The sequence below is a fragment of the Saccharibacillus qingshengii genome, assembly GCF_013185195.1.
GTDB lineage: Bacteria > Bacillota > Bacilli > Paenibacillales > Paenibacillaceae > Saccharibacillus > Saccharibacillus qingshengii.
Window position 1 is genome coordinate 1 of the sequence record NZ_JAAZWC010000033.1, and the last position, 13,384, is coordinate 13,384.

General features: G+C 54.8%; 11 protein-coding genes and 1 pseudogene. 10 read left to right on the forward strand and 2 right to left on the reverse strand.

Annotated features, from left to right (window positions below):
• Nucleotides 1-179: 179 nt before the first annotated feature.
• The 8 genes and pseudogenes from HRQ60_RS20485 to HRQ60_RS20525 all read left to right on the forward strand — a co-directional run bounded on the left by HRQ60_RS20485 (nt 180) and on the right by HRQ60_RS20525 (nt 8,595).
• Nucleotides 180-332 (forward strand): YvrJ family protein, encoded by a 153-nt coding sequence (locus HRQ60_RS20485; RefSeq protein ID WP_172199589.1) that lies wholly within the window; start codon nt 180-182, stop codon nt 330-332.
• Nucleotides 333-751: 419 nt separating this feature from the next.
• Complete coding sequence (locus HRQ60_RS20490; protein ID WP_172199591.1) at nt 752-1,138, forward strand: hypothetical protein; 387 nt, start codon at nt 752-754, stop codon at nt 1,136-1,138.
• A gap of 781 nt (nt 1,139-1,919) precedes the next feature.
• A complete protein-coding gene (locus tag HRQ60_RS20500; protein WP_425501729.1) occupies nt 1,920-2,267 on the forward strand; it encodes a phage holin family protein in 348 nt (115 codons plus the stop codon).
• Between the two features lie 18 nt (nt 2,268-2,285).
• A pseudogene (locus HRQ60_RS23780) lies at nt 2,286-2,825 on the forward strand (peptidoglycan recognition protein family protein); the annotation flags it as partial.
• 609 nt (nt 2,826-3,434) lie between these two features.
• On the forward strand, nt 3,435-3,923 hold the full coding sequence (locus HRQ60_RS20510; RefSeq protein WP_246281418.1) for a hypothetical protein: 489 nt from the start codon (nt 3,435-3,437) through the stop codon (nt 3,921-3,923).
• 175 nt (nt 3,924-4,098) lie between these two features.
• Nucleotides 4,099-5,505: a deoxyguanosinetriphosphate triphosphohydrolase family protein gene (locus HRQ60_RS20515; protein ID WP_172199599.1), complete on the forward strand. Its 1,407-nt coding sequence runs from the start codon at nt 4,099-4,101 to the stop codon at nt 5,503-5,505.
• Between the two features lie 112 nt (nt 5,506-5,617).
• Nucleotides 5,618-6,568: an MsnO8 family LLM class oxidoreductase gene (locus HRQ60_RS20520; protein ID WP_172199601.1), complete on the forward strand. Its 951-nt coding sequence runs from the start codon at nt 5,618-5,620 to the stop codon at nt 6,566-6,568.
• Between the two features lie 224 nt (nt 6,569-6,792).
• The gene (locus tag HRQ60_RS20525; RefSeq protein WP_172199604.1) at nt 6,793-8,595 is read left to right on the forward strand and encodes an ABC transporter ATP-binding protein; all 1,803 of its coding nucleotides are present in this window, start codon (nt 6,793-6,795) and stop codon (nt 8,593-8,595) included.
• 18 nt (nt 8,596-8,613) lie between these two features.
• Here the strand turns inward: HRQ60_RS20525 and HRQ60_RS20530 are convergent, their stop codons facing one another.
• A complete protein-coding gene (locus tag HRQ60_RS20530) occupies nt 8,614-10,125 on the reverse strand; it encodes an aminotransferase-like domain-containing protein (protein WP_343044767.1) in 1,512 nt (503 codons plus the stop codon).
• A 180-nt stretch (nt 10,126-10,305) separates the two neighbouring features.
• On the opposite strand from HRQ60_RS20530, the gene HRQ60_RS20535 reads away from it, so the two are divergent.
• Entirely contained in the window at nt 10,306-11,232 is a 927-nt protein-coding gene (locus tag HRQ60_RS20535; protein ID WP_172199611.1) for a DMT family transporter, read from the forward strand.
• Nucleotides 11,233-11,345: 113 nt separating this feature from the next.
• On the opposite strand, the gene HRQ60_RS20540 is transcribed toward HRQ60_RS20535, so the two are convergent.
• Nucleotides 11,346-12,296 carry a D-2-hydroxyacid dehydrogenase gene (locus HRQ60_RS20540; protein ID WP_172199614.1) on the reverse strand — a complete coding sequence of 317 codons (951 nt, stop codon included), beginning with the start codon at nt 12,294-12,296 and terminating at the stop codon, nt 11,346-11,348.
• Between the two features lie 208 nt (nt 12,297-12,504).
• Between HRQ60_RS20540 and HRQ60_RS20545 the strand changes: the two genes are divergently transcribed.
• Nucleotides 12,505-13,368, forward strand: a complete 864-nt coding sequence (locus HRQ60_RS20545) for a YihY/virulence factor BrkB family protein (protein WP_172199617.1) — start codon at nt 12,505-12,507, stop codon at nt 13,366-13,368.
• Nucleotides 13,369-13,384: the final 16 nt, after the last annotated feature.

The following is a 13,384-nucleotide window of genomic DNA, read 5'->3' on the forward strand; positions in this document are numbered from 1 at the left end:
GGTTAAATCGTATCGTCGTCTCATGTCTTTAATTTAACAGATTTGAGGGCATTCTTGAAGTTTGCGTACAGGCCCTAGTATGCTCGGTGGGTCTCAACAGAATATTTCAAAACATCGTTTGAAGGCACTAGCTTATTTACGCCAATCTATGATTGATTCAGAAGAGAGGGGAGATAAAGATGAGTCAACCTGATCTTATAGGATTGATTGCTAATTTAGGGTTTCCTATTGCTATTACTGCTTATTTACTTCTCCGATTTGAAAAAAAAATAACGGATTTAAGTAGGACAATTGGTAGTTTGAAAGAGGAAATACAAAAAAGAGTAAAGTGAGGGGAATATCAATGCTGTCAGAACTACTAGAGAAAGCTCAAATCAACAATGATCGAGAAGCACTGGCAGAAATTTTAGAATCTTTTTCTCCAAAGATAAAGGCTTCACTTCGTTAAGTTCCTATAGATTTTCGGGAAGATTTAAAGCAACATCTGTATGTCACTATGATAGAAGTTATCCGGCGATTTGATCTTAATTGAAAAATTGTTTTGTACGGTTGTAAAACTGCTTACTTATTTCTCTTTATATAGAGAGCACGAGTTAAGCGGCTAAGTTGAGGGATGCAACTTAGCTCAAAATCCCACTCGCTCAATAAAAATATTGGAGGAATGAATTATGGCTGAATCTTATGAATATACTCAAAACTTACTTTTTCTCTTGACGAACTGGCCAAAGCTGTTGAGGTGCAAGCAGTTCTTGTGCATGGAGCAAGAACTAATCGTGCATCAAATTTAGTGGCAGCTTCCATTTCGAGTTTAGGCGTTGGATCTACTCTTTTGGGCTTGCTTTTCGTCACTTCGACTCCTGTAGGTATTGCTGCTGGTATTGCAAGTCTTACCAGTACGGCTCTTGGTGCCAGCCTGCACAACTACTTCCTAGGCGCCCTTGAGCACGGGCATGAAGCTTTGACAAATCGTCTTGCTGCATTTGCTAAGAGTGCGATCGCTACCAAGTATAAACGTATCGAATTTGAAGTGGCTTTTGTTGAATACAATTCTATTAGTGGGAAAACTCGTTATATCATTGGTGCTGGTCCTATTACTCGTATGCAAACCAATAGCGGAGCTTGGATTAGTTCAACTTAATGAAAAAATGAAAAAGTGAAAATTAAAATAAGTAAAAAAAAGCTATCGGAATTTCCGGTAGCTTTTTTACTTATACATAGATAAATTATTGAAACGAATTCAAGCTTTAGAGAGCAAATAAAATAGCAGCGATAATGGATAGTCCTACCATAATCAATGAAACGATATGCCTCCGAGAGCTTGGAATATATTTTCGCTCGAGAATTGAACACACAGCAAAAGTAATTGTGATTACTAGAAGAATCCAAGTAAAAGGGTGATTAACGAAAATAAGAATAATAATCGCAAGTATGGGCGAACTAATGATCGTCCACTTGTACAAATTGTAACCCGTCGTATCTGACATATACTTTTTAGTTTTACAAATCTTTTTACTAAGAAAAAAGTGGGAAAAACCAAATACAGCGAGTGTGAGAAAAAATAAAGATACACTTTGCATAGTATTCACCTGCTTTTTTTAAAACATCTTACTACGAAGAGTTGGAATTTACGAATATATAGTAGTCATCTTTGAAGTTGGGTTTTGATGTTTTTGTTTTTACTAATTGGAACGATGGGCAGTACGTCCCGTTTGACCGCTATTCCGATATTCCCGAAGAAGCTCGAAACGGCTTACAGAAGCAACAGTAGGCGCTGCTGTTTTCTACGGATCGATAGTTCCGAATAATAGAGAATATGATCTTTCGATCCTCGATTTTTCGAGAACGATTAAGTTAGTGGCCAGAAACCCCCAATGCGAGGGCTCATTTCAAATTCATTTCATACAAACGGGAGCATGCCTATGGGGAAGCACATCATAAAGGGAACGGCCGCGGTCGTGGTGGCCGTAGCGCATCTGGTCGACCAAGCTCTCGGCGATCTGCATATGTTTCGCGATGCGGTGATCTTTTTTTATCTGGCCAATGAATTGTTGAGCGTCATCGAAAACGTCGGCAAAATGGGCTTACCAATGCCGCCGATTCTGCGCAATGCCGTCCGCATCTTTGAGAGCCGGACCAAGTCGGAAGAAAATCCGCTGCTGATCCCGGAAGCCCAGCCGGAAATCGTCAAAGCCGACAAAGCCGAAGAAAACGCCGTAGCCGAAGCCGAAGAGAACAAAACGGCCTTACCTACAGCGAATTCAAATTGAACGCAAGGAGGGAATGTTTTGCAAGCGAACAAATACCCGATCGAGCGCCGCTACATCGCCAAGCGCCCGAACACCAGACCCGGCCTCCGGCTGACAACCGGAACGCCGGCTTTTTTTGTTGCGCACGATACCGGCAATCCCGGAGCGGATGCGGACAGCCATTATCGCTACTTCAATGCGCTCACGGACCGTTCCGCTTCGGCGCACACGTTCATCGACGACAAAAAGATCCTCGAGATCATTCCCGCCGGAACGGATAAGGATCCCGCCGAGAAAGCCTGGCATGTCCTCTACAAGGTGACGAGCGACAACGAGCATTTCGGCTATAACGCCAACGATGCCGCGCTCGGCGTGGAGCTGTGCTATGGAGGGAATATCGATTTCGAAGAAGCCTACAAGAGGTTCGTTTGGTATTTGGCCTACTGCTGCGCCAGATGGAACAAAGATCCCCGCCTATTCATTCCGAGTCACAAGCAGCTGGATCCTGCGCGCAAAATCGACTGCGATAATGGGCTTAAATCCGGCGGGAGAACGCTCAAAGAACTGATCGCTGACGTAACGGCGACACTTGCGGAGCCGCCACTTATACAGGTGCCGCATGGAGATTCATCCAACCCGACGTCACCGGCATTCACGCCGCTGCCCGCCGATCTGGCCCAGGCGCTGATCGGCGAATATGTGCGGCCCGCCTGGGCCGCCGCGCGCGCTTCGCATCAGCAGCCGGAAGCGGAGCATTTTCACCGGCTGGCCGTCAATCTGCGTGCCGCGGCGGGGATCGACGAACGGGGAGTCAGGCTGCCGCAGGCCGTCAAACTGCACAAATCCAACGCCCAGGAGATGATTTTTCGTTGGCTGTCTCCGGCATGGTACCGGGCCCAAGCGGCAGGCGATACGAAAGCGGCCGCTTCCGCCCACGCACGGGCCAATCGTCTGCGCCTGGCCGCAGGGCTTCCCGAACAGTAAAAATAGGTTATCCGTTCGTTCAAGCGGCAGTTCAGTTTATCAAAAGCCGGCATGTCTTCCGATTGCGGAAGCATGCCGGCTTTTTTGCATTCAATCGGTATCTTTGTGGAAGTTGTCCACTCCGCTGTGACCCTTGTCCGCGCGCCGATTCGCATAGAGAAGCTAAGCTTGAGAAAATCCATCTATATAAGGAGAGAACAGCCCATGCCGAATTCTGCTCCTCCAAGATCCTCCATTCCCAAAATTCCGTTCGCCGTCTTCCTGCTCATCGCTCTGCATCTGATCCTGGCCCTCGGCGCAATCGGAGGCGGGGTGATGTTGATTCTCGATCCGGGCGGTACCTCGATGGGGATGCCCGCCGCGCTGCTGGAACGGACCTTTTTTCGCAGCTTTCTGATCCCTGGCATTCTGCTGCTGTCGGTATTCGGTATGTTTCCGCTTATCGTCGCTTACGGACTCTGGCGCCGGCCCGATTGGACATCCGCCGAGGCCTTCAATCCGTACCGCGCCGAACTGCATCCCGTCTGGGCTTTTTCGCTTTATATCGGATTCGGACAACTGGTCTGGATCGCCGTGCAAACGTATATGATGAACAGCGTTTCCGCCATGCAGCTGGCCTATACGGGACTTGCGCTTGCGATTCTGATCGTGACGCTGCTGCCTTCGGTTCGAAGCCGTTTTTTTAAAAAGTGAAAACAGCCGCCGACTCCCGCTTTTTTACAGGCTTCCGTACAATCGTTCCCGGATTCAAATACGCGCCTCTGGTATAATGAATAGCGGACGCCCAAACCTCTTTTATAGGCGGGCGAAAACAGGTATAATCGACTCCAACTGATTCATCAGGCAGAGAGGGCGGGGCTGGAGAGATATGAGTTTGACGGATAAAAGAGAACACCGGCAGCATGCCGAAGACAAACACGAAGCATCGAGGTCCTCGTTCGAACGGGATTATTCGCGGTTGATCCATTCTCCGACATTTCGCCGGCTGCAGGGCAAGTCGCAGGTATTCGGCGCCGGCACGGGAGATTACTACCGCACACGGCTCACGCATTCGCTCGAAGTGGCGCAGATCGCACGGCAGGCGGCGAAAAATCTGGTGTTCCAATACCCGGAGATCACGCTGGAACGTGCCGACAGCCCGGGGCTGGTGCTGGACCCGGAAGTCGTCGAATGCGCGTCGATCGCGCACGATTTCGGTCATCCTCCGTTCGGACACAAAGGCGAGGAAGTGCTGGCCGATATTCTGGACAAGCTGATCGAAGAGAAGACGCGCAAATCGCTCCGGGGCAAGAAAGAGTCGAATGAGCAAAAAAGGGAAAAACACAGCGAAATGCGCTACCGGTACGAACATTTCGAGGGCAACGCGCACAATTTTCGGTTAATGATGTTTTTGGAGAAAAGGGAAAACCTCGACGGGCTCAATCTGTCCGACGCGGTTCTTCTGGGAATCAACAAATATCCGTTCTCCGGACTTGAAAATAAAAAAGGCATGTACCGCAACGAATGGAGCTATATTTCCGCGATCCGCAAAGAGTGGGGAATTCCGGAACGCCGCACCACGCTCGAAGCGCAGCTGATGGATCTGTGCGACGATATCGCGTATTCCGCGCACGATCTGGAGGACGGGATCAAGGCGGGCAAGATCGAGGTGCACGAGCATTTCATGCACGACGAAGGGACCCACCGTCTGATCCTGGAGAAAATCCAGACGCTGGAGGACCGGGTCTGGCAGGGGATGGAACGCGAAGCGATCAGTATGAAAGTCAGCGCGGTGCTGGACGATTACCTCCAGGCTTGGAATTCGAAATGGCCGGTATGCGACCGCGATTTCTCCCGCACACGCCGCGAAGTCAAAGCGTATTGGGTCAATCATTTCGTCAGCAGTCTGGGCGTGATCGACGACGGCGGTTGGAAAAAGGTCACGTTCGTCAAAGACGGCGCGGAAAACGACGACATGCTGCGGACGGTGAGCGTGCTCAAAAGTTTTGCCTGGGTAACCATGATTCGAGACCTTCGCGTCCAGCGCCTGCAAAAACGCAGCGAATGGATTATCCGCCGGCTGTGGGACGCTTTCGTCGATCCGTCGACGGCAACTTCGATTATTCCGAGCGATTGGATTCACCGGTTCGAACGCGATCAGCGCCAAGCCGTGCCCGTCTGGACATGGGAGCGGATGGTCGTCGATTATATTGCGGGCATGACGGACATGTTTGCCGAGAAGATTTACAACGAGCTGTACGGCCTGAAGGTCGGATCCATCTACGATATCGATTAAGCCGGGCGCGGCTCCGCAACGAAAACGAAGATCCCGCGTCGAATAAAGTAAGAGCTTACAGGTCCGGCTGCGGACCAGAGCAATCCGGCCGCCAGGGAAGGGGTACGACATCATGAATAAATTGACATTGGGAATCCTCGATATGTCGCCGCGTCTCGGCGGAGTCTCGGACGAAGAAGCGCTCGCCCAATCAGCCAAATTGGCATCCGGCGCCGAGAACTGGGGGTACAGCCGCTACTGGCTGTCCGAACATCACGGCATGGATTCGCTTGCCTGCACGGCCCCGGAAGTCATGCTGGCGCATATCGGCGCGCGGACCAGCCGGATTCGGATCGGAGCCGGCGCCGTGCTGCTGCCGCATTACAGTCCGCTTAAGGTTGCGGAATGCTTCAACCTGCTGGCGGCTTTGTATCCGGGGCGAATCGACCTCGGCATTGGACGCGCCCCGGGCGGCGATGCGCACACGACGATGGCGCTGAGCGGCAATTTCCTCGCGCATGTAGGCGAAATGCCGGAGAAGGTGCGGCAGCTGTGCGAGCTGATGAGCGGCAGCTACCGCTATGACGGCGAACCGGTCCGGGCACGTCCCAATCCGTCGCAGCCTCCGCAGCTGTGGATGCTGGGTACAAATACGAAAAGCGCGGATATGGCCGCTTCCTGCGGAGCGTATTATGCCTTCGGCCAATTTATGAGTACAAGCGAAGGCCCGGAGATTGTGCAGGCTTACCGCGAAGCGTTTGTACCTTCGCCGGATCGGGAGAAGCCGCATGTGATGGTCGCGGTGCACGCGATCTGCGCGCAGACGGACAGTGAGGCGTTGACGCTGGCGGAACAATTCCGGGCGCAGTTTCCCGAATCTCCGGTCGGCCGGTCGGAGCTCAAAGGCAACGACGACCGCATGTCGCTGATTGTCGGCGATGTACAGCGGGTACGCGAGCGTCTGCTGGAGATCCGCGACTTGTACGAAGCGGATGAGATCATGATCGTCTGCCCGGCGATCCAGTACGAAGATCGGCTGGAATCGTTCCGGCTGACCGCGGAAGCGGCCGGACTTGCCGAGTAAATCGGCGGTGCCGCGCAAGCCGGGCTTAAATAGAGTCCGACAGAACCGAAGATTCTTTCTTTCGGTTCTGTTGGGCTTTTTTGGCGCTGTTCTATCCGTATCGACCTCGCTGCGTCAGCCTGCTCGGTCCCAAGGCGGAGCCGATAAACCGTCCCGCGCCCCATTCGCAGCAGCCTCCGTTTCCTTATACTGGGATAGTAAATAATGAAACGGAGGCGACCGAAATGAGCGGGAAGAAAAAAATCAAAACAGAAGCGGGCGGTAAAAAGACTTTTGCCCGGTTGGCGGTATACATAAGAAACTATAAAGGGCTGTATGCCGGACTTGGCGCCGCAACCCTGGTCAAGATTGCGGTCAGTCTCGGCATCGCCTGGTTCCTGTCGCTGGTGACCGATGCGGCCGTCTACGGTTCGGCTTATGGATGGCCGACTATCCTAGCGATCGGAGGAAGCATCCTGCTGCTCGATGTGATCGTGCATTATATCGATCAGGTGCTGCGTATGAAAGCTTCGGCTTCGATCCGCAAAGACTTGCGCGAAGATACGCTGCATCATGTGCTGCGGCTGCCGGCAGGCTATACGGATAAACGGCATTCGGGCGAGTTTCTGTCCAGAATGACGAGCGACAACCAGGCGGTCGGCGAAGCGATGGGCACCATGCTGTTTGGTCTCATCAGCAATCCGCTGCTGGCGCTGGCTGCTTTTGCTTATCTGCTGACGATCAGCTGGCCGATGGCGCTGCTCTGCTTTGCGATGGGGCCGGTGATGATCGCAATCGGAGCGGTGACGGGCAAAGCGATGCGCCGGAGCGCGGCCGGGCAGCAGGAAGCGATCGGCGAAGCTACCGTATATTTGCAGGACGTATTCGGTGCGCCGTCGGTAGTGAAGGCCTATGGCATGGAGCGCCGGACGTTCGACTCGTTTGTGAAACGCAGCCGGGCGATTCTCGGGTGGGAACTGCGCAGCGGCTGTATTCAGGGCGGCAGTGCGGCGGCCAGCGCTTTTGCGGGGAATCTGATGTTCGTGGGAGCGATCGTCGCCGGAGCTTATCTGGTTCAGGTCGGTTCAATCACGGTCGGTTCGATGCTGGCTTTTATCCAGCTGATGAACTATCTGGTGATGCCTTTTACGACGCTGCCCGGCATGTGGGCAAGCATGCAGCAGGGGCTCGGGGCGGCGGACCGGATCTTCGAAGTGATCGATGCGCCTGCCGAAGCTGAGCAGCTGCGCGAGAACGGGGAGAAGGCCCCGCTGCTGAATGAACTGCGGATCGAGAACCTGAGCTTTTCGTATGTGTCCGAAGGAGAGAATGCCGAAGAAGCCAAAGGGCTGAGAAGATTGAATCTGGAAGCCAAAGCCGGGGAGACGATTGCGTTGGTCGGCGAAAGCGGAGGAGGCAAAACGACCTTGTTCAAACTGCTTCTTGGACTGTATCCGCCCCGGGAAGGCCGGCTGCTGCTGAACGGGGAAGACGCGGAAACGATCGATCCGCAGCGCCGCAGAAGTTATTTTGCCTGGGTGCCGCAGGAAGCGCATCTGTTCTCGGGCACGATCCGCGACAATATCGCCGACGGTCGTCCCGGCGCAGGCGAAGACGAGATCGAGTGGGCGGCCCGGATGGCGGAAGCTTATACGTTTATCAAGGAATTCCCGGAAGGATTCGATACGAAGATCGGCGAGCGCGGCGCCCGGCTGTCCGGCGGACAGCGGCAGCGTATCGCGATTGCCCGGGCACTGCTGCGCGATGCGCCCGTGCTGCTGCTCGACGAAGCGACATCCGCACTGGACAACGAATCGGAACGCAAAGTTCAGAAAGCGCTCGATCTGCTCAAGCAGGGGCGAACGACTTTCGTGATCGCCCACCGCTTGTCGACCATACAAGGAGCGGACCGGATTATCGTCATGGAGCAGGGCTGCGCGGCGGAGAGCGGCACGCACGACGAATTGATGGCGCTTGGAGGCCGATACCAAGCGCTGTACCGGGCGCAGCTGCGGGAAGAAGACAAGGCGGCTGCGGCGGTCGGTTGACGGGAGAAGCGGGAGACCCTAGCGGAGCTGCAGCCGCGCATAGGTCTGCAGCCGTTCGATGCCTTCCGCAATCCGCCGCTCGTTAAGGAGCGAATAGCTGAGGCGGATATGACGGTCCGCCCGGCCCGAAGGATCGAAGAACGAGCCCGGCACAAACGATACGCTGTCGTCTCCGCCGGCATTCAGCGCATCGGCCAACAGCTGTTCGGGTCTGATTCTCTCCGGGAGTTCGACCCACAAGTTCAGTCCGCCTTCGGGCGACTGCCAGCGCCAACCGGAGTCGTTCAGCGCCGTTTCCATCGCTTCCTTGCGAAGCTGAAGCGCGGTACGCAGTTTGTGCAGATGGCGGCGCGAACGTTCCGACTGGAAATGGTGAACGAACACTTTCTGGTTCAATAGAGGAGTTCCGCCGCCGCTGCGGGCTTTGGCGGCCAGCAGACGCCGCATCAGATCGGGCCTTGCGGCCGCACAGCCGATCCGCAGACCGGGAAATACATATTTGCTGAAGCTCCGGATATAAATCGTATGTCCCGACGTATCGTAACCGTAGACCGGCGGCGGAGGCGGCGAACCGAAATGAATATCCCGAAAAGCATCGTCTTCAACCAGGATACAGCCGTAGGTTTCCGCCAGATCGACAAGCTGTTTGCGCTGCTCGGAAGGGACGCACCAGCCGGTCGGATTATGGAAAGTCGGATTCATGTAAAAAAGCACGGGGCGGTATCGGCGCATAAGCGCTTCGATCTCTTCGATCCGGTAACCCTCGGGATGGATATCGACCGGCAGGATTCGGGCGTTGCGATGCCGGAAGATTTCGATCGCCACGCTGTAGCTCGGCCGTTCGATCAGTACCGGATCGCCGGGACGGACAAGCGCTTCGCAGGCGAGATGAATCGCTTCCTGCGCGCCGCCCGTCACGAGCAGTTCCTGCTCTTCCGGCTGGAAGCCGCATTCCGCGGCCAGATAAGTGCGCAGCGCATGCAGCAGTTCGTCGTCGCCGCGCAGAGGAGCGTAGGTGCCCAGTACCCGGGGATACCGATCGAACACCTGCTTGGCATGTTCGGACAGATAGGAATTGGGCAGCAGTAGAGGATCGATCAGCGCCTGAGAGAACTGGTAGCGGCAGTCCAGACTGTGCAGTTCGCCGAGCAGGGCCGGAATCGGGACAGCCGATTCCGATACGCCGCCCGCAGACGGAGCGCCGTACATGCCGCCGAATCCGGGTTCAAGCGATCGGCGGGGAACGGTCAGATAATAACCGGATTTTTCGCGGGCTTCGATCAATCCTTCGGTTTTGAGCATGCCGTAGACTTTGAATACCGTCAGCCGGTGCAGTCCGGTTTCTTCGGACAGCCGGCGCACGGAAGGCAGTTTCTCGCCTTCGATCCAGTCGCCGCGCGCGATACGCATACGCAGTTCGGCGGCCAGTCCGCTTGAGGAGACCGGTGCCCCGGAAACGTTCTGCGCAATTCGTTCGCCGGATTCGCGGCGGGACGGTGGAGCCGGTTCTTTTTTGGAATATCGATGCACGGCAAACTCTCCTTTGGTCAAGTCCGGGTACGGGCGCCGTTTGCAGCGAACTTCGGCGTCGATCCGGTCTGAACCGATTTTAGTCGATCTCGCGGACTGCATTCTATCATCTGTTCTGTTAATTATGATCTGTTCTATAGACTTCCTTTTACAATAAAGCAAACGAAGGAGGAAGAACAGATGATCCTGGTGGGGTATTTGGCTATGTGCCTGATTTTCGGAACGACTTTTCTGGCGATCAAATTGGGCGTTGAAGCGGGCCTTCCGCCTTTCTTCGGTGCCGGCGTACGTTTTTTTGCGGCGGGACTGCTGATGATGCTGTGGATGGCGGTCAGACGCAAAGCGGGATTTTCCCTGCTGCTGCGCAAAGAAACGCTGTTTACCGGATTCGGCTTGACGTTCTGCACCTTCGCGGCGCTTTATTGGGCGGAGCAGTATATTTCGTCGGGCCTTGCGTCGGTACTCTCGGCGACCGGACCGGCTTTTATTCTGCTGCTGCAGGCGGGCGTCTCCCGGGTTCGGATCCCCCGTCTGGCACTGACCGGCACGCTGGTCGGCACGTCGGGCGTGGCGCTGCTGCTTCTGCCCGGAGCGGAGAACGAAGGCGGAAGCCTATGGCTGCTCGCGGGACTGGTGGTCGTGGCAGGTGAAGTCGGCTATGCGGCCGGAGCCCTGCTGGCCAAACATGCGAGCGCCAAGTTTCCCGAAGCTTCGCCCGTTGCGCTGAACGCGGCCCAAATGATGCACGGCGGCTGGCTGCTGCTTCTGCTGTCGCTGCTGACGGAGCGCGGTCCTCTCTTGATCACGGACACGTCCCAGGCGCTGCTGTCGCTGCTGTATCTGACTTTGATCGGCTCTATGGCGGGACATACGTTGTTCTACTGGCTGGTCTCGCGTACGCATCCCGTATTTCCGACAACCTGGCTCTACATCTCACCCTTCATTGCCCTGGCTCTGGGCGCGAAGTTATCCGGAGAAGCGCTGCACTGGAACGCGGCGGTCGGGTCTTTCGTCGTGCTGGCAGGCGTGCTGCTGACCAACTGGGTGCCGGTGCGTTCGCTGCTGCGGCTGCGCAAAGCCGATCCCGGCCTGCGAAGCGATCCCTGAACCTCAACGGAAAACGGAATGGATACCCAAGCAAAAAGGCTCCTGGCGGATATGCCGGGGGCCTTTTTGCTTTTTTTTCTACTATATAATAGACGCAAATCCGAAGCCGACTTTCAATACTTTTTCGAGTAGTCGACCAGGTTGCGCGGAAGTGTCTGTCCCTGAACGAAAGCGCGCAGATTGTCGAGGAAAATCTCGGCGGCGCGGACGTCGTAATGATCCGTGTTGCCCGCGACGTGCGGCGTGATAATGACATCTTCGCGTGCCCACAGCGGGTGATCTTCCGGCAGCGGCTCCTGTTCGAATACGTCAAGCGCGGCGCCCGAGAGGATACCGGAATCCAGGGCTTCGACCATCGCTTCGGTATCGACGCTTTGGCCGCGGCCCACGTTGATAAACAGGGAGGATTTTTTCATATAACCGAAGCTCTCGCGATCGAAAAAGTGGCGGGTCTCGTCGGTCAGCGGAAGAATGTTCACGATCACGTCGCCTTGGGCGAAAGCTTCGCGAATTCCGTCCGTTCGGTACATTTCGTCGATATGCTCTTCCGGCCGGCCCGAGTGGCGAACGCCGATCGTGCGCATACCGAAAGCTTTGGCGAGCTTTGCGGTGGCGCGACCGATATGGCCCGTTCCTACGATGACCATCGTCAGGCCGGAAATTTCTCCATACGATCCGCTTTTCTCCCATTTACCCAAAGCCTGGCTGCGAATATTGCCGTGAAGATTGCGGGACATGGCCAGCAGCACGGCGAAGATATGCTCGGAGATCGGAATCGCGTGTACCCCTCCGGCATTGGTCAGCAGCACCTTTTTCTCGGCAAAACGGTCCATCGGAAAATAATCGACGCCTGCGGACCAGGCTTGTACCCATTTCAGATGTTCGCTTTCCACGGCGGCCGGTTCCAACTTGCGATTCCAGCCTACCAGGATGTCCGCTTCGCGGATTTGTTCGGAAGTGACTTCTTTGATCGGCACGCTTTTCAATTCGTAATCCGGCGCAATCTCCCGAATCTGCTGCATCTGTTCTTCGGGGAATTCGTACAGGGTCAAAATCGTCGGCATTTCGGATACTCCTCCTTCGGGTTCGAAAATCTACCTTTCCATCTTAGCAAAGTTCAATTCATAAATCTTCCCGCCGACTTCGCAAAAAGGGGCATCCGGCCGAAAACGGGTATAATACAAGTAGGCAAGGGAGCGCAGGGAAAAACGCTTGCGGCGATGCAATAGGCCCTGCACGGAAATCCGGCCAAATAACCCTGAAGGAGCTCTCATGATCGGAAAATATGCAACGAATGCTTTTGATTTCGGCTACCGATTGTTTGTCCGTATTCGCGATGACGAAGTCAGCGGAATCGGTGCCCAGCTGGCTTACTATTTACTGCTGTCTTTTTTCCCGTTTCTGATTTTCCTGGTTACCCTCGTCGGCTATGTGGATCTGTCGATCGAGGAAATGCTCCGTCTGGCCCGCCGGGTCGTTCCGGAAGCGGCGATGAATACGGTGGAAGGCATTCTGAGCGAAGTGACGAAAGGCAGCGGCGCCCTGCTGTCGATCGGGATGATCGCCACTTTGTGGACGGCTTCGCGGGGAATCAATGCCGTCATCAAAGGCTTGAACAAAGCCTATGATGTCGAAGAAAACCGTAAATTCTGGCAGATCCGGCTCGTTTCGATGCTGTCCACGCTGGTTCTTGGCGTCGTTCTGCTGGTGAGCGTTCTGCTGCTGGTCTTCGGTCATTGGATCGGAGGTCAGTTGGACCGGCTGCTGTCGTATCCGCCGGGATTCGAGCGGATGTGGAGCCTTATCCAGTATTCGATTCCGCTGGTCGTCCTGACCGCCGTGTTCAGCGCTTTGTACTGGATTGCGCCCAATCGGCAGATCCGGCTGCGTGAAGCAATTCCCGGCGCCATATTTGCCACCGTGGGCTGGATCGTGACTTCGCTTGCTTTTTCCTTCTATGTAAACAATTTCGGCAATTTTACCAAAACGTACGGAAGCCTGGGCGGGATTATCATTCTGCTGACCTGGCTGTATCTGAGCTCGATCATCCTTATTGTCGGAGGAGAGATCAATGCAACCTTGAAAGCGGGCAAAGCCGGAAATCCAACAGGAAGACAGGCGACCAAAAAAACCTGAAGCCGGAAAAAGAGGC

Coding starts and splice junctions, on each gene's coding strand:
- HRQ60_RS20525 (WP_172199604.1), top strand. CDS start 6,793: ATGAGCGGGAAGAAAAAAATCAAAACAGAAGCGGGCGGTAAAAAGACT.
- HRQ60_RS20485 (WP_172199589.1), top strand. CDS start 180: ATGAGTCAACCTGATCTTATAGGATTGATTGCTAATTTAGGGTTTCCT.
- HRQ60_RS20510 (WP_246281418.1), top strand. CDS start 3,435: ATGCCGAATTCTGCTCCTCCAAGATCCTCCATTCCCAAAATTCCGTTC.
- HRQ60_RS20535 (WP_172199611.1), top strand. CDS start 10,306: ATGATCCTGGTGGGGTATTTGGCTATGTGCCTGATTTTCGGAACGACT.
- HRQ60_RS20540 (WP_172199614.1), bottom strand. CDS start 12,296: ATGCCGACGATTTTGACCCTGTACGAATTCCCCGAAGAACAGATGCAG.
- HRQ60_RS20500 (WP_425501729.1), top strand. CDS start 1,920: ATGGGGAAGCACATCATAAAGGGAACGGCCGCGGTCGTGGTGGCCGTA.
- HRQ60_RS20545 (WP_172199617.1), top strand. CDS start 12,505: ATGATCGGAAAATATGCAACGAATGCTTTTGATTTCGGCTACCGATTG.
- HRQ60_RS20515 (WP_172199599.1), top strand. CDS start 4,099: ATGAGTTTGACGGATAAAAGAGAACACCGGCAGCATGCCGAAGACAAA.
- HRQ60_RS20520 (WP_172199601.1), top strand. CDS start 5,618: ATGAATAAATTGACATTGGGAATCCTCGATATGTCGCCGCGTCTCGGC.